Annotated in this window: 13 protein-coding genes; 4 read left to right on the forward strand and 9 right to left on the reverse strand. The window is 69.4% G+C overall.

What is annotated here, in order from left to right:
• The first annotated feature begins 18 nt into the window (after window positions 1-18).
• Together Aco04nite_RS02580 and Aco04nite_RS02585 are read left to right on the forward strand one after the other, a co-directional pair.
• Complete coding sequence (locus tag Aco04nite_RS02580) at window positions 19-1,416, forward strand: thymidylate kinase (RefSeq protein ID WP_212995572.1); 1,398 nt, start codon at window positions 19-21, stop codon at window positions 1,414-1,416.
• A gap of 53 nt (window positions 1,417-1,469) precedes the next feature.
• Complete coding sequence (locus tag Aco04nite_RS02585; protein ID WP_244875698.1) at window positions 1,470-3,617, forward strand: DUF3367 domain-containing protein; 2,148 nt, start codon at window positions 1,470-1,472, stop codon at window positions 3,615-3,617.
• Here Aco04nite_RS02585 and Aco04nite_RS02590 read toward each other — a convergent pair.
• The gene (locus tag Aco04nite_RS02590) at window positions 3,538-4,440 is read right to left on the reverse strand and encodes a glycosyltransferase family 2 protein (RefSeq protein WP_212995573.1); all 903 of its coding nucleotides are present in this window, start codon (window positions 4,438-4,440) and stop codon (window positions 3,538-3,540) included. The two genes, Aco04nite_RS02585 and Aco04nite_RS02590, sit on opposite strands and share 80 nt — an antisense overlap.
• A 119-nt stretch (window positions 4,441-4,559) precedes the next feature.
• Here Aco04nite_RS02590 and Aco04nite_RS02595 point away from each other — a divergent pair, with 119 nt between their 5' ends.
• A complete protein-coding gene (locus Aco04nite_RS02595) occupies window positions 4,560-5,153 on the forward strand; it encodes a hypothetical protein (RefSeq protein ID WP_212995574.1) in 594 nt (197 codons plus the stop codon).
• A 540-nt stretch (window positions 5,154-5,693) separates the two neighbouring features.
• On the opposite strand, the gene Aco04nite_RS02600 is transcribed toward Aco04nite_RS02595, so the two are convergent.
• The 8 genes from Aco04nite_RS02600 to Aco04nite_RS02635 all read right to left on the reverse strand — a co-directional run bounded on the left by Aco04nite_RS02600 (window position 5,694) and on the right by Aco04nite_RS02635 (window position 14,930).
• Window positions 5,694-6,386 (reverse strand): response regulator transcription factor, encoded by a 693-nt coding sequence (locus Aco04nite_RS02600; protein WP_212995575.1) that lies wholly within the window; start codon window positions 6,384-6,386, stop codon window positions 5,694-5,696.
• A gap of 49 nt (window positions 6,387-6,435) precedes the next feature.
• Window positions 6,436-7,212 (reverse strand): EAL domain-containing protein, encoded by a 777-nt coding sequence (locus tag Aco04nite_RS02605; RefSeq protein WP_212995576.1) that lies wholly within the window; start codon window positions 7,210-7,212, stop codon window positions 6,436-6,438.
• Window positions 7,209-7,640 (reverse strand): glycosyltransferase family 2 protein, encoded by a 432-nt coding sequence (locus Aco04nite_RS02610; protein WP_212995577.1) that lies wholly within the window; start codon window positions 7,638-7,640, stop codon window positions 7,209-7,211. The genes Aco04nite_RS02605 and Aco04nite_RS02610 overlap by 4 nt, the downstream gene beginning before the upstream one ends.
• A gap of 118 nt (window positions 7,641-7,758) precedes the next feature.
• Complete coding sequence (locus Aco04nite_RS02615; protein ID WP_212995578.1) at window positions 7,759-10,755, reverse strand: alpha-mannosidase; 2,997 nt, start codon at window positions 10,753-10,755, stop codon at window positions 7,759-7,761.
• Window positions 10,756-10,766: 11 nt separating this feature from the next.
• Window positions 10,767-11,942, reverse strand: a complete 1,176-nt coding sequence (locus Aco04nite_RS02620) for a glycoside hydrolase 5 family protein (protein ID WP_212995579.1) — start codon at window positions 11,940-11,942, stop codon at window positions 10,767-10,769.
• 32 nt (window positions 11,943-11,974) lie between these two features.
• On the reverse strand, window positions 11,975-12,790 hold the full coding sequence (locus Aco04nite_RS02625; RefSeq protein ID WP_212995580.1) for a carbohydrate ABC transporter permease: 816 nt from the start codon (window positions 12,788-12,790) through the stop codon (window positions 11,975-11,977).
• Window positions 12,787-13,665, reverse strand: coding sequence for a carbohydrate ABC transporter permease (locus tag Aco04nite_RS02630; RefSeq protein WP_212995581.1), 879 nt, complete (start codon window positions 13,663-13,665; stop codon window positions 12,787-12,789). The genes Aco04nite_RS02625 and Aco04nite_RS02630 overlap by 4 nt, the downstream gene beginning before the upstream one ends.
• Before the next feature lie 5 nt (window positions 13,666-13,670).
• A complete protein-coding gene (locus Aco04nite_RS02635) occupies window positions 13,671-14,930 on the reverse strand; it encodes an ABC transporter substrate-binding protein (protein ID WP_212995582.1) in 1,260 nt (419 codons plus the stop codon).
• Window positions 14,931-15,108: 178 nt separating this feature from the next.
• Here Aco04nite_RS02635 and Aco04nite_RS02640 point away from each other — a divergent pair, with 178 nt between their 5' ends.
• On the forward strand, window positions 15,109-16,134 hold the full coding sequence (locus Aco04nite_RS02640) for a LacI family DNA-binding transcriptional regulator (protein ID WP_212995583.1): 1,026 nt from the start codon (window positions 15,109-15,111) through the stop codon (window positions 16,132-16,134).
• The last annotated feature ends 27 nt before the right edge of the window (window positions 16,135-16,161 follow it).

Raw genomic sequence — 16,161 nt, forward strand, 5'->3', positions numbered from 1 at the left:
GGTTCATAATCGGGGGAAATGACCTATTCGCCGGAAGCGTCGCAGGACTCCAGTGGCATCGCCACCGGCCGTGCCGAGCTGCTCCAGGTCCTGACCGAGGCGCTCGACGAGAGCGGCGAGCGGTGGGCCTGGCAGGGCGAGGCGGGCGCGCCCCAGCAGTGGGCGTCCGACAACGGACCCAAGGACCTGGACATCTGGTACGCGGGCCGCCCCGCCCCGAACGACCCGGTCGCCGCCCTCACCCGCAGCTACGCCTGCGCCCGCGTCGCCGAGGCCCACGATCCCCGCCGCCTGCGCCACATCAGCCTCGCGGTCGGCACTCCGACCGGCCTGGCGGTCGTCGACATCACGTACGGCGACCTCTACGTCGGGCCCGTCCTGCTCGTTCCCGCCGCGGAAGCCACCACAGATCCCTCAGCGCAACGGCTCACCGGTATCGCAGCGACAGCCGATCTGCTGGTACGCCCGGTGCTGCGCGGCCGCATCCCCGGCCCGGCCCGGCTCGCCGAGGCTCGTGCCGCCTGGTCGGCCGCGCTGCCCGAACACCGCGAGGCGCTCGCCCGCCGGCTCACCCAGCAGCTCGGGGCCCGAGTCACCGCGGACCTCGTGGCGATCGCCGGTGGTGCCGAGCCCGATCTGAGTTTGCCGGCGCGGGCCCGCGTACGGTTGGCCGCCCGAAGCCTCGCACCGGATGTGGTGGCAGCGACCTGGGCCCAGCGCCGGGCCGTCCTGCCCGCCGCTGGATCCGCCGGACCGCTCGGCCTGCGCACCCGCGGGGTTGTCGTGGCCCTGGTCGGCACGGACGGCTCGGGCAAGTCCACGGTCGCCGGCAGCCTCGGCGACCGGCTGCGCCGCTCCGGCTTTTCCACCGGCTCGGCGTATTTCGGGATGGCCCGCGGTAACCTGCCCGGCGTCGCCCTGGCCCGCCGCGTTCTCGGGGTCGGTTCGACAGCGCCGTCCACCGCACCCACCGGGGAAAAACGGCAGGATCATCCACGGGTACGCCAGGCCGCGGCCTGGTTCTACGCCGGCGAGTACGTCTGGCGCTACCTGAGCACGGTCGCCCCCGCTCTCGCCCGCAGACGCGTCGTCATCGCCGACCGCTGGGTCTACGACCTGCGCGAATCCCCATGGCCCGGATCGCGTGCCGCCCGGGTCGCCGAGCTCCTCGTCCCCGCGCCGGACGTCCTGGTCCTGCCGGACGCCCCAGCCGACCTGATCCACCGCCGCAAGCCCGAACGCGCCCTCGAAGAGCAGCGGGCGCAGCAGGAACGCTACCGGCGACTGCTCGCCGAGCACCCGGCCCGGCACGCCGAGATCGTGGTGGACACCTCCGGAGCGCCGGGCGGCACCCTGCCGGCCCTCGTCGCGGCCGTCATCCAAGCGGCCCACGCGCCCCGGCGCCGCCGCAGGTGACGACCGAGCCGCGGCCGACGTCGTCGCCGCGGCGGGCAGCCAGGCCCCGGTTCGTGCCGCGGCACAAGAGGTTGCCGGGCATCGACGCCAAGGCGGCCCGGCTCACCGCGGAGTCGGCGCTGATCGGCCTGATCTCGGGCATCGTGGTGATCGCGCCGTGGACCCGGCACGGCTATCTGCTGCTCCTCGACTGGGTGGCGGGCCCGAACCAGGCCCTCACCCCCGGCCTCTACGGTCTCGACCCGGCAGCCCTCGACGCCCTCCCGTACCGCCTCGCGACCCACGCCCTGCGCGAAGTGGTCGGCTCCGGCGCGACCGGCTGGCTGCTGGTCCTCTGCTACTTCCCCCTGGCCGCCGGCGGCATCTCCGCCCTGGCCGGTGGCGGACGACGGCGACGATATCCAGCGGCACTGTTCGTGTGCTGCAACCCGTTCGTCGTCGAGCGGATCCAGGCGGGCCACGTGGCGTTCCTGCTCTCGGTGGCGCTGCTCTGCTGGCTGCTCGCTTCCGCGATCCGGGCCCGTCGCCGTGGCCGGTGGTTCGCCGCACGCCCGGCCGGTTGGTATGCCCTGGCGATGGCGGTCGGACCCCACGCCGCGTGGCTGGGCGGCACCTGCTTTCTCGCGGTGGCGCTGCTGCCCCGGCCCCGCCGTCAGGACCTCATCCGGACCGTGATCATGATCGCGTGCGCGGGCTGCATCTACGCGTACGCCGTGGTGGTCGTCCTGAGCGCGATTCTCACCGTCCGGGTCGGCCCCGGCGACCTCGAGGTGTACGCCCCCCACGCCGGCACCGGGGGCCTGTTCACCACCCTGATCTCGCTGCGGGGCTTCTGGCGTGGTGCCGCTGACAGCAGCCCGCAGCTGACTCTGGGCTTCACCGCGGGCACGGTGATGGTCCTCGGCGCGATCGCGGGGCTGGCCCGGCTTTGCCGCCGCGATCCGGTCGCCGGTGCGCCGCTGACCGCGCTGGCGGTGACCGGGCTGCTGCTCGGCGCCGGGATCGAGGGACCGCTCGCCGGTGCGTACCGCTTCGCCTTCAACCACCTCCCGCTCTTCGCGGCCATGCGCGAGCAGCAGAAATGGGTTGCTCTGACCATGATCGCGTACGCCGTGGGCGTCGGCGTCACCGCCGAGGCACTCGCCTCGCTCTGCTTCCAGACGTTCCGCCCCGCGATGGTGCGACTGGCCTGCGGGGCGGCGCTGATCGCGCTCGGTGGCGGGTACGCGGGCACCGCCCCCTCCCTGTTCTGGGGTCTCGGTGGCAGCGTCACGGTCAGCCACTACCCGGCGTCCTGGTACGCCGCCGACAAGATCATGGGCCCCGGTACCGAGTCGGTGCTGTTCCTGCCGTGGCACGAGTACCAGCCGTTCGGGTTCACCGGGTCGCGGACGGTGGGGACGCCGGCCGGCGCGTTCTTCCAGCGGCCCGTGCTCAGCAGCGACGCCGTCGAGCTGGGGATGGTGCGGACCAACTCGTCGTCGCGGCGGATGGCGTACATCCAGCGGCTCGTCGTGGACGGCGGTCACGGTGCCTTCGGACGGCTGGTCGCCCCGCTGGGCGTGCGGTACGTCGCGCTGTCGCGGGAGCGGGAGGCGGAGGCGTACGCGTGGCTCGATCAGCAGCGGGATCTGGAACCTGTCCTGCGTACCGATGAGATGGTCCTGTACCGGGTCAGGTCCTCCGGCACCGGGCGGGTGGTCTCGGCGCGATCGGGCGACTACGACGACGCGACCGCGCTGGCCTCGGGCGGTGAGCTCGGCAACGAGGCGGTGCTGCCCGACGGGACCGGCGGCGGCGTGGTGCCCTCTACGACGTCGGGCGGGATCACGCGGACGAGCTCGACGAGCTGGCACATCGCGGCCGGGACCCTGGGCTGGGTGGTGATCCCGGAGGAATGGTCGAGCGGCTGGTCCGCGGGCGGCGCTCCCACCCGGCGAACCGTCGCCGGCACCGTAGCGGTCGAAGCCGGCAACTCCGAGCTGGATCTGCGCTACACACCCTGGCGCTGGCTGCGGCTCGGCATCGTGGCCTCGCTGCTGTCCCTGCTGGTCCTGCTCACGGCGGGCCTGCTCGAACATCGCCGCGAACTGTCGACCTGGTGGTCGGCGCCGGGTGCTGTCACGCGGCGAGCGCGTCGGCCCATTCGGCGGCGAGCGGGGCGGGGCGGCTCTTCTGCAGGTCGGCCATCAGCTCGATGACGGCGGGACGGTACTGCCGGGTCAGGTGCAGCCGGCCAAAGATGACCAGCGTGTCCTTGACCGTACGCAGGATGGCCTTCGAGGTGACCGTCGAACCGGCGACCCGCTCCTCCAGCCGCACCGGGGCAGCCACGAAGCCACGGATGCCCGCCGCCTTCGCCGCCACGAAGAACTCCAGGTCGAAGGCGAAGCGACGCTCGCGCATCCGGGGCAGCAGGGTCGCCAGCACGTCGCGGCGCAGCACCTTGCAGCCGGTCTGCGTGTCGCGCATGCCGAGCACGAAGAGCATCGTCACGAGCGTCGAGTAGAACATCGACACCAGCTTGCGGAACTTCGACGACGCGCTGTCGGAAGCCGAGTGACGCTTGTCCGCGTACACGCCGGGGAGGTCACCGTCGCGGGCCACCCGCAGGTACTCGATCAGGTGCACCGGGTCGATGTCGCCGTCCGAGTCGACGAAGCCGATCCAGGAACCCCGCGCCGACGCGAACCCGAGGTGCAGAGCGGCGCCCTTGCCCTGGTTGACCGGCGCGGCCACGACCCGCACCCCCGGCAGCCCGTCGAGGCTACGCTCCGAGCCGTCCGTCGAACCGTCCGACACCGCGATGACCTCGTACGCGACACCCTCGGTGCGCAGCGCCCCGATCAGCCGCTCAACCGTCGGCCGCAGCGCCGCACCCGGGTTGTAGAACGGCACAACCACCGACAGCTCCACCGACGGGTCGGCCGGCGACCACAGCCGCGAGGCGTCGAACAGGTGCGCCGTACGGGCGACCCCGGTCTCGGCGGCGGCGGTGGTGGCGAAGAGCTGCGTCACGGTCATGCCGGTGAGATCGGATCGCCACCTCAACGCAACCTCAGGCCGGCTTCAAGCTCCGATATAGGTTGCAGACAGGTTGTCCACAGCCCTCAACCAGCTTGGCGGCGTGGCACCATGGAGGAGTGATCAGTCCCCGTTACCGCAGGTCAGGCCAGCTTCTGCTGGCCGCTGCCACGCTCGGCACGGTGCTCGCACCCGGCGCCGCGCTCGCGGACGGCCCTGGTTACGGCGGCACGGCCGACGCCCTCACCGTCCAATGGCAAGCAGAGTCCAATACCAACAACGGCTTGGCTGTGTACGCAGTGGGCTTCCGCGGCGGCTCGACAATCCAGCTCCGCGTCGGCTCCAGCGACGACCGCATGATCGCCGCCGACCAGTCCGGCGCCCTACGGGTCCTCGTCCTGGGCACCACCGCCCCGACCCCAGCAGCCTCAGCGGACACAACAGACACCACGGTTCTCAAGGTCGACGAAACCAGCACCGGCCGCCTCTCCGCGGGCACCAGCGTCCTGGCAATCGGCGAAACCCCGGCCGGAGACGTACGCCGCCTCGTCGGCTCGGTCCCGCCCCCCGCCGCCGGCCGCGGCATCCAGGACCTGGCCTACTACGCCGGCGCCCTGGCCGCCCTCACCGGCGCCACCTTCTGGGCCCGCAAACGCGGCCTCCTCGGCCACGGCCCCGGCCGCCACCGCCCGGGCCGCCACCGCTTCGCCTGACCAGGTCCTACGGTGCGGAGATGAAGATGCGGGCGCTGAGCGACAAAGAGAATGAGTTGATGGCGCTGGGAGTCCCGCCCGGCCTGGCCGATCTCATCAAGCGTCCCCAACACTGATCGACCCGCCGGCGAGGTGCGGACGGGTCGATTGGTTTCGGAACGACGGGCAGTCGATTTGGTTCTGGAACGACGGGCAGGAGGGCGCTACCGCCGCATGCTGGTCGCAAGGCCTTCGCCGGACGCTCTACAACGAGCGCTACGGAGCCGATAGTCGGAGCTGCGGGGACCGGGCACGAAGTTGCGCCGAAACCCACAATGCCGCAACCTTCTGCGGCGACAGCTGTCAAGCGCGGGCCAATCACGTCTGGCCAGGAAACATACGTCTTTGCTTCCAGACACGATTGCCCGGACTTGACGAACAACACCGCACGAAGTTGTCGCATCCTGCCGTCCAGCGCAACATTCGACCCCGGCGGCCCGCTCTACGGCCCGCGCTCTACGGCCCGCGGCCTGTCAGGGCTCGAAGCTCAGGGCTCGAAGCTCAGGGCTCGAAGCGGTAGCCGACGCCGCGCAAGGTGCGGATGTGGCGGGGGGAGGAGGCTGACTCGCCGAGCTTCTTGCGCAGGTTGCCGACGTGGACGTCGATGATGTGGTCGTCGCCGTACCAGTTGTCTCCCCAGACGTCTTCCAGGAGCTGGCCGCGGGTGAAGGTGCGGCGGGGGGCTGAGGAGAGGAGGTCGAGGATGCCGAATTCGATTTTGGTGAGTTCGAGGACTTCGCCGGCGAGGGTGACTTCGCGGACTTCCGGATCGATGCGCAGCTCGCCGTATTCGCGGATGGCCGCGCTCTGGGTGCTGGTGGTCGAGGTGCGGGGGCGGCGGCGCATGGCTTGGATGCGGGCGGCCAGTTCGCGCGGGGAGAACGGCTTGGTCACGTAGTCGTCGGCGCCCACGGAGAGGCCGACGACCTTGTCGAGTTCGTCGCTGCGGCCGGTGACCATGATGATGTAGGCGTCGGTGAACTGCCGGATCTGGCGGCACACCTCGATGCCGTCGACGTCGGGGAGGCCGAGGTCGAGGATGGCGATGTCGGGTTTCTGGGACTGGGCCTGTTCGACGGCTGCGCGGCCGTCGGTGACGGCGAGGACGTCGAAGCCCTCTTTTTCGAGCAGATGCCGGCAGAGCAGCATGAACTCCGGCGAGTCCTCGACGACGAGCGCGCGTGGCCTGGACACGAAACCTCCGGGTGGGACTGCAGGGGACGACGGCTGATTGACGCCGCTCTTATCGGTCGTCCCGTGCGGGTTCGTAAGGATTAGCGCCGGTCGTGATCAGGGCGCGGTCCGGGAGCGGGCCGGGACGGGCCAGGAAGTAGCCCTGACCGAGCTGGACGTGCAGGCTTTGCAGCCGGTCGTGTTCGGGGCGGGTCTCGATCCCCTCGGCGATCAGCACCGCGCCGATGTCCTGGGCGAAACCGACGAGCGAGCGGGCCAGGGCGGCGCGTACCGGGTCGGTGTCGATGCCCCGGGTCAGGGTGATGTCGAGCTTGATGATGTCCGGCCGGAGTTGCAGGATGTGGCTGAGGCTCGCGAACCCGGCACCGGTGTCGTCCACCGCGATCAGGATGCCGGCCGCACGCAGCCGTTCGGTCACCGCGATCAGCGCCGGATAGTCGTGCACCTGGGCGTGTTCGGTGAGCTCGACCGCGATCCCGGCGTCGGCGTGCCGCAGCAGCATGGCGTGTACCCGCGGCGTGAGGAGCGCTTCCACCGACAGGTTCGCGCTGAGGAAGGCCCCGGCGGGCAGCTCGCCCAGGTATTGGAACGCCCGCTCGACGGCGAGCAGTTCCAGCTCGACCCCGAGGCCGACGCTGGACGCCGCGGCGAAGGCGTCAACCGGGTTCTCGAAGCGGGTCCCGTCGAAGCGGGCAAGCGCCTCGTAGGCCTTGACGACGCCGTCCTTCAGCGAGACCACCGGCTGGAACGTGGGCTGTATGGCCTGCGTATCCAGGATCTCCCGGATGTCGCGCAACGCGGCAGGCGCTGAAAGCGTCATGGTCATGCGAGGACAGACGCTTCCTCGCGGGCGCGGTGGAGGCACTCGACGAGCTCGTACGGGTCGACCTCGACGTCCGAGTCGACGTCGACGAAGCCGATCCAGGTGCCCGTGGAGGACGCGAATCCGGCCTGCAGCGCGGCGCCGCGGTCGCGGATGTCGTCGCGGACCACGACCCGGGTGCGGGCGAGGCCGTCGAGCGTGCGGTCGGAGCCATCGGTGGATCCGCCGGAGACGGCGAGGACCTCGAACGTGATGCCCTGGGCGTAGAGGGCGTCGGTGATCCGCTCCACAGCCCGGCGCAGCGCGGCGCCGGGGTTGTGGAACGGGATCACGACGGTGAACTCGACCTCCGCCGTCTCCGGCGAGTGCTCGAGGCGGCCGGGGCCGGCGATGACGACGGGGGGAACGGCGATGAGGTGTGCGACAGTCATGCCGCCTACTTCGGCCCGGTTCCTCAAGCCAATCTCAATCCACCTTCAACTCTGGCGCAATGCTTTGGGTTGCTCTCTGGTTACTCAGTGCTGATGCTGCGGGTGCAGAACGGTTGTGTCAGCGCGCCAGCCGCAGTGTCCGTACCTCGAAAGGGGTCAGGGACAGCGGAATAGCCGCGCCCTGGACGGGGACAGCGGACTCCGCGCGTTCCAGCAGGTTGACCTCGGTCGTGGCAGTGACCGGGAAGTTGACGGTCAGCGTCCCGTTTGCCCGGTTTCCGAGCGACTCGTAGACCCGCACGATGAGGTCGCCGCTGCGGTCGTCCGCCAGTTTGACGCTGGAGACGAGCAGTCCCTCCCCGGAAAGCGACACCAGCGGCTCCACCCCTTGAGCCCCGCTTGAGGTACAACGGGCGGGGAGGTTGAGGGAGATGCCTTCCGCCGTCGCCGTGGCGAGGTCCGCGCCGATGACCAGGCCGAACGCGGCGGTCTGCGGGCCCTGATCGGTCTGCGGGTCGGGGAAGCGGGGAGCCCTGAGCAGGGAGAGGCGCACGGTGGTGGTGATGCCGTGCTCCGGCGTGGAGTCCCGGGTCAGGTCGTAGCCGTACGTCGAGTCGGTGATCAGTGCCGCCCCGAAGCCGGAGTCCTCGATCTGGACGAAGCGGTGCATGGAGGCCTCGAACTTGGCGGCCTCCCAGCTCGTGTTCGTGTGCGTCACGCGTTTCTGATAGCCGAACTGGGTCTCCGCGGCGACGTGCTCGGCGCGGATGTCGAACGGGAACGCCACCTTGAGGAACTTCTCGGTCTCGTTCCAGTCGACGTCCTGGCTCACGTGCAGGGTCCGGCTGCCGGGTGCCAGCGACAGGACCTGGGTGATGCGGGACTTCGAGAAAGAGCGGTCGACCTTTACGCGTACGCCGAAAGCGCCCTGCTCGATCGTCAGGTTCTCCACTGCTCGCAGATCGGTGACCCGGTTTCGGTAGAAGCGGTCCACGTCCCAGGCGTCCCACATGTTCGGGAAGTCCTGGTGGAGCTGCAGCAGGTTGCCGGCCTGACCCGGGGCGATCGCGTCGCGCCCGGTGGCCAGGTCGATCGCCGACGTGATCAGGCCCTCGCCGGAGATCGTCACGGAGACGACGCCGTTGTCCAGCACGTGCCCGCCGGCGCTCGGCACCACCGTGACCTCGCCGTCCGCGACGACAGGTGTGCCGGCACTCAGCGCGGGGATTCCGTCGCGCGCGAAGGGAGCCGGGTTGAAGACGACCGTCTCACTGCCATCGCCGGCGAGTGCCTCGACGGCGGCCTGGGTGATCTCCGAAGCCTGCCTGCAGATCCGCTCGTACGTCGCCACGGCCTCGCGGTGCACCCAGGCGATCGAGGTGCCCGGCAGGATGTCGTGGAACTGGTGCAGCAGGACGTCCTGCCACAGCTTGTCGAGGTCGGCGTACGGGTATTCGAAGCCTGCCCGGACCGCGGCCGTGGCTGCCCAGAGCTCGGCCTCGATCAGCAGGTGCTCGCTGCGGCGGTTGCCCTGTTTGGTCTTGTGCTGGCTGGTCAGGGTCGCGCGGTGCAGTTCGAGGTAGAGCTCGCCGACCCAGACCGGGGGATGCGGGAGCTCGGCGGCCGCCTCGGCGAAGAAGTCGTCCGGGTGTTTCCAGCTGACCTGGGCGCTGCCTTCCAGGTTCGCGAGGCGGCGGGCGCGGCCGGCCATCTCGCGCGTGGTGCCGCCACCGCCGTCGCCCCAGCCGACCGGGGCGATGGAGCTGGTCGCCGTACGGTTCTCCCGGAACTGCTTGGTCGCCCGGGCCAGCTCGGCACCGGAGAGCTGGGAGTTGTAGGTGTCCATCGGCGGGAAGTGGGTGAAGACCCGGGAGCCGTCGATGCCCTCCCAGAGGAACGTGTGGTGCGGGAACTTGTTGACCTGGTTCCACGAGATCTTCTGCGTGAAGAACCACTTGAAGCCGGCGCGGCGGATCAGCTGGGGCAGCGCGGGGGAGTAGCCGAAGCTGTCGGGCAGCCACACGCCCTGGCACTCGACGCCGAACTCCTCGCGGAAGAAGCGCTGCCCGTAGGAGAACTGCCGGACCAGCGACTCGCCCGTGGGCATCACCGTGTCACTCTCGACCCACATGCCGCCGAGCGGGATGAAGCGGCCTTCCTGCACGGCCTTCACGACGCGCTGGTAGACCTCGGGGCGGTGTTCCTTGAGCCACGCGTACTGCTGGGCGCTCGACATGCCGAACCGGAAGTCGGGGTCGTCGTCGATCAGCTCGGTCATGCTCGACGCCGTCCGCGCGACCTTGCGGATCGTCTCCCGCAGCGGCCAGAGCCACGCCGAGTCGATGTGCGCGTGGCCGACCGCGGCGATCTGATGCGCGCTGGCCTCGGCGGGGGAGTCGAGCACGCCACGCAGTTCGGCGCGGCAGGCGGCGGCCGTGCCGGGGATGTCCTGCAGGTCGAGCATGTCGAGCGCGTTGTCCAGGGCCTGCAGGACGCGCATCCGGCGCGGGCCCGACTCGGGGAGCTGCGCCTGGAGCTCGATCAGGACGTCGATGTCGAGGGCCAGCTCGTACACGTCGTCGTTGATCGGCGCGAGATCCATCCGCCGGGTCGTGTAGAGCGGGCGTGGCGACGAGGTCTCGATGTCGCCCTCCTGCGTGGGCAGGAACGGGTGGTAGTCGAGCAGCACCGGGTTGGCCGCCGCCTCCAGATAGAGGTCGACGATCTCGCCGGTGACCGGGACCCACTGGTTGCGCGGGTTGATCGACTTCACCGGGGTGCCGTCCGGGCGGTAGACCAGCGCCTCGCACTGGAAGCCCGGCATGTTGACGTCGAAGCCCAGGTCGATCAGGGCCTCCACACGACGCCCGGCCCACTGCGGCGGGATCGCCGCGCGCAGGTGGAACCAGGTCGTGCTCCAGGCCGGGCCCCACGGGGTACCGACCTCGTACGGCTCGTAGTCCAGCGCGAGGCCCTCGGCCGCGGGGATCGGCTCGCCGGGCAGGGCGTGCACGGTGACCTCGAGAGGCACCCGTTCGGGGTGCACGGCGGGCAGGATGCGTTCGGCCAGGACGCGGGTCGCACGTCCTACGGTCAACGGGATGTCGTCGTGCACGGGGGGCCTTTCTAGTTGACTGCTCGGGAGGCGAGCGAGATCTTGGGTCCGGGGCCGTCCGCGGGGGTCGCGGCCAGCCACGCGCGGCTGAAATCACCGCTGGGGGACGTCGTCACGCGGTAGCCCGGCACGGTGTCGTCCAGCACGAGCGTCTCGGTAACGGGCTCGGGGGCCGCTTTGGCCAGCTCCGCGATCATGGCCTTGAAGCGCTCACCGGTCGGCTTGATCGTGCCGTCGGCGGTGAACAGGCCGAGGTCGTACTCCAGGGCGGGGAAGTCGAGCAGGCTGCGGGACACGTCGTGCGAGCACCACCACGTGATGCCGTAGAGGCCCTCGATCTTCGCGACGTGCCGCAGGGTCCGTTCGAGGAAGTCGGGGGTGTCCTGCACGTCCATCACATTGGTGGGGGCGCCCACCTCCTGCAACCACACCGGGCGGGCGGGGTCGGTGTGCCAGGCCGCGGCGAGCCGGGTCAGGTATTCGGCGTGCCGGACCGAGCCTGCGCCGAGGCCGCCGTACGCCTGGGCCGTCCCGTTGAAGACCCACGAGTGCACGATCGTGGCGTCGCCGTGGTCGACGGCGTGCCGCGGGCCGAACGGCTGGGTGTCGTCGTACCAGGCGGCGTCGTACATGGCATGGGTGACCAGCGCGTTGCTGTTCCCCAGGCCTTCCCGTGCCGCCCCGATCAACCTGCTCAGCCACGCGTCGCCCTCGGCCGGCGTGATCGGGTGCGGTGTCGGGTGCGGGGCGGCCGCGAACTGGTTGACCTCGTTGCCCAGCGTGAAGCCGAGCAGGTTGGGCCGGTCGGCGACGGCCTCCGCCAGCGCTTTCACGTAGTCGGCGGTCGAGTCCACGACCTCCGGGTCGGTGAACATGTTGCGGCGGTGCCAGCTCTCCAGCCACGACGGGACGAAGTCGAAGCTGGAGAGGTGGCCCTGCAACGCGTCGACGTTGACGTCGAGCCCGAACTCGGCGGCGATGTCGACGACCGTCACCACGTCACGCAGCCCCCGTGGCCGGATCAGTCCCCGGTTGGGCTGGATCAGCGGCCACAGCGGGAGCACGCGGACGTGGTCCACGCCCAGGGACGCGATCGCGGCGAAGTCCCTCCGCACGTCATCGGGCTCGAAGTCGAGCCAGCTGTGGAACCAGCCGGTGGACGGGGTGTAGTTGACGCCGAATCTCATAGTCTGCTTTCTACTGATTAAGGCGGGCATTCTCAGCCTTTTACGCCGCCCTCTTCGACACCCTTGAAGAAGTAACGCTGCAGCAGCGCGAAGAAAAGCGCGATCGGCAGGAAGGCGATCATCGTGCCCGCCGCGACGAGCCGCTGATCCTTGGCGAACGTGCCGGAGAGGTACTGCAGCCCGACGGTCAGCGTGAACTTGTCCGGCGAGGTCAGCACGATCAGCGGCCAGAGGAAGTCGTCCCACGCGGCGATGAACGAGAAGATCGCGACGACCGCGATGGTCCCCCGGACCGCCGGCAGCGAGACCCGGGTCAGTCGTTGCCACACGTTCGCGCCGTCCACGATCGCGGCCTGGTCGATGTCCTCCGGCAGCGCCCGGAACGCGTTGTAGAGCAGCAGCACGTTCAGAGCCGCGATCATCATCGGGAGCGCCACGCCGATCAGGCTGTCGGCCAGCCCCAGGTCGCGTACGGTGACGAACTGCGAAATGATCGTGACCTCGCCCGGCAGCACCAGGGTCGCCAGGAACAGCCCGAGCACGATGCCCCGCCCGCGGAACCTCAGCCGCGCGATCGCGAAACCGGCCAGCGTCGAGAACACGATGTTGCCGCCGACCACCAGCACCGCCACGATCAGCGAGTTGCCGATGTAACGGAACACCGGGATCGCGTCGGCCACCCGGCTGTAGTTGTCCAGCGTCGGGTGCTGGGGGAGCAGGTTCGGGGTCGAGGTGTAGATGTCCTCCGAGCCGCTCTTCAACGACGTGGACAGCTCCCACAGGAACGGTCCTACGGTGATGAGCAGGACGAATACCAGCAGGGCGTACCGCAGAATCTTGATTTTCATCGGTCCGCCCTGCTGTTGATCCGGGCCAGCACGACCATCGGGATCAGCGTGACCACGAACAGCAGGACGCTGAGCGCGGACGCGTAGCCGAGGTCGCCGTAGAAGCCGCGGGCGTACTGCTGGATCAGCATGACCAGCGACGAGTCCTGCCCGCCCGGACCGCCCTTGCCGCCGGTCAGGATGTAGAGCTCGGAGAAGACCCGCAGCGCGGCGACGCAGACCAGGATCGACACCAGGAAGATCGTGCTGCGTACGGCCGGAACGGTGACGCTCCAGAACCGCCGGATCGGGCCGGCGCCGTCCATCATCGCCGCCTCGTGCAGGTCCTGACGCACGTTCCCGAGCGCGGCCAGGTAGACGATCATGTAGTAGCCGAGCCCCTTCCAGACCGTGAGGCTGACCGCGCTGATGATGACCAGCCAGCGGTCGGTCAGGAACGGCAGCGGCTCCTGGATCACGTGCAGCTTCTGGGACACGTTGTTGATGAAGCCGCGATCGTCGAGCAGCCAGGTCCAGATGAGACCGACCACGACGGCCGAGGCGATGACGGGCGTGTAGAACGCGGTCCGGAAGAACGCGATCCCGCGCAGTGGCTTCTCCACCAGGATCGCGATGAGCAACGGCAGCGCGGTGAGCAGCGGCAGGCAGATCGCCATGTAGACGATGCTGTTGAGCAACGCGTCCCAGACCTGGCTGTCGTTGAACAGGTCGGTGTAGTTGCGCAACCCGACGAAGTCGGCGCCACCACCGAGCGGCTTGGCGTCGGTGAACGACAGCCGCAGCGTGTTGATCGAGGGCCAGAGGCTGAACCCGCCCAGCCAGAGCAGGGCGGGCAGCACCAGCACCCACGGGGTGAACCAGCGGTGTGCTTTCACGGTTTCTACTGACGCGCCAGCATCTGGTTCAGCTTGGTGACGGCGTCGTCCAGCGCCTGCTTGCTCGTGGTGTCACCCTTGACCGCCAGCGCGATCTGCTGGTCGAGGTACGTCTGCATGGCGGAGTTGACCTCGTACGGCTGCAGGTTCTTCGCCGTCTTGAGCTCCTCGAACGCGAGCACCCGCGCCTTGCCGATCTCGGTGCCGTCATCCTTCGAGAAGTACGCGTCCGAGGCCGACGCCGTGGTCGACGGGAAGACGTTGACGATGTGGCCGAACTTGTTCTGGTTGTCGGCGTTGGTCACCCACTCGGCGAGCGCCCGTGCCGTGGCGAGGTTCTTGCTCTTCTTGGAGACGCTGAGGCCCTGCACGAACAGCGGCGGGGTGTCGAGCGCGTTGCTGACGGTGATCTTGCCCTTGAGTGACGGGTTGTCCGTCTGGAAGTCGTTGAGGCTGGTCGCGCCGCCGGTCGACCAGGCAACCTTGGCCTCGGTGAACAGCTTCGAGTTGCCGAGGTAGTCGCTGTTCAGCACGGTCGGCGGCATGTATCCGGCCTTGAACGCGTCCCGGTACTGGTCGACCAGCGCGGCGGCCTGATCGGTGTTGAAGACGAACTTCTTGCCGTCCTCGCTCAGGATCGGGATGCCGGCCAGCGTGAAGTCCACGATGGTGGGCTTGCGGCTCATCAGGAACTCGTCGGGGCAGGCGTCGTGCATGACCTTGGCCTGGGCGAACAGCTCCTGCGTGGTGGCCGGCGGCTTGGTCGCGTCCAGCCCGCACTTGGCGAACTTGTCCTTGTTCCAGTAGTCGAGGTCGGTGTTGAGGTACCACGGGTAGCCGTACACACCGTCGGTGCCCTTGAACTTGTACGCGTCGATCGAGCCCGGCACGTAGGTGGCGCTGAGGTCGGCGCCGCCCTTGCTGACGTCGACGAGCAGGTCCTGCTGGGCGAGCGGCAGGGCGAAGTCGGGCGGGAGATTCACGACGTCGGGCAGCGAGTTGGAGGCGGCCTGGGAGAGCACCTTGTCGGAGTATCCGTCGCCGGGCTGGTCGAGCAGCTGCACGTCGGTGCCGGGGTACTTCGCCTTGAACCCGGCGATGACCTCGTTCAGATAGTCGGTGAACTTCGGGGTCAGGGCCCAGGTCTGCAGGGTCACCTTGCCCTCGATCTTCCCGTTGTCCTCGCTGCTGTCACTGCTGCCGCAGGCGGCGAGACCTAGGGTGAGCGTCGCTAATACGGCGACGGACGCGTGTCTGATTCGCATGGTTACAGCTCCTGGTTGCCTTGAGTCGGCGTCCAGCGGCGGCCCCGGGAGCGGGCGCTGTCCAAACGTCGGTGTTGGGCCATCGTGAGCAACTAAAGCGATATAGTCAATGGATAGACATGAGTTGTGTACGGCGTTAAGGTCGGCTTCTAAACCGCTATAGCTCTTGGGAAGTGCCGTGGGAAACCGTCCGACAATCGCGGACATCGCCAAGCGGGTCGGCGTGTCCCCCGGCGCGGTGTCGTTCGCGCTCAACGGCCGCCCCGGCGTCAGCGAGCAGACCCGCGCCCGCATCGTCGAAGTCGCCCGCGAGATGAACTGGCGGCCCCACCGTGCCGCTCGCGCCCTCGGTGGTTCCCAGGCCGGCGCGGTCGGCCTCGTGCTCGCGCGCGACCCCCACACGCTGGGCTCGGAGCAGTTCTACACGCAGGTCCTCTACGGCATGCAGGAGACGCTGTCCGCGCGCTCGTTCGCCGTGCAGATGCAGCTCGTCCGCGACACCACCGCCGAGATCGCCCTCTACCGCGACTGGTCCTCCGAGCACCGCGTCGACGGTCTGGTCCTGGTCGACCTCCAGGTCGACGACCCACGCCTGACCGTGATCGACGAGCTGAACATCCCCGCCGTCACCCTCGGCCCCCGCCTCGACGGCGCTCTCCCGAGCGTCTGGGCCGACGACAGCGAAGCCATGATCACGATCGTCGACTATCTCGCCGCCCTCGGCCACCGCCACATCGCCCACGTCGCCGGCCCGCCCGTCTATCGGCACACCGCCCAGCGCATGGCGGCCCTGCGCGACCACGCGATCTCCCGCGGCCTCGACGTCGGCGTCTCGGTCCCGACCGACTTCAGCGACGCCCAGGGCGCGGCAGCCACCCGCACCCTGCTGTCGCGCCGCGACCCTCCCAGCGCGATCATCTACGACAGCGACCTGATGGCCGCGGCAGGCCTGGGCGTCGCTCTGGAGCTGGGCGTTCGAGTCCCGCACGAGCTCTCCATCGTCTCGTTCGACGACTCCGTGCTGACCAGGATCGTCCACCCGCAACTCACCTGCCTGTCCCGCGACACGTACGCCCTCGGCGCGCAGGTCGCGGAGGTCCTGCTGAAAGCCATAGCCGACCCGTCAGCACGCCAGAGCGTCCAGAGCGAAACCCCGAAACTGGTCGTACGAGGCAGCACGGCAAGAGCCGCCACCCAGCGCTGACTCGCCACCCATCACCACGCCCCGGTG

This window comes from Winogradskya consettensis, assembly GCF_018332715.1.
GTDB classification, from domain to species: domain Bacteria; phylum Actinomycetota; class Actinomycetes; order Mycobacteriales; family Micromonosporaceae; genus Actinoplanes; species Actinoplanes consettensis.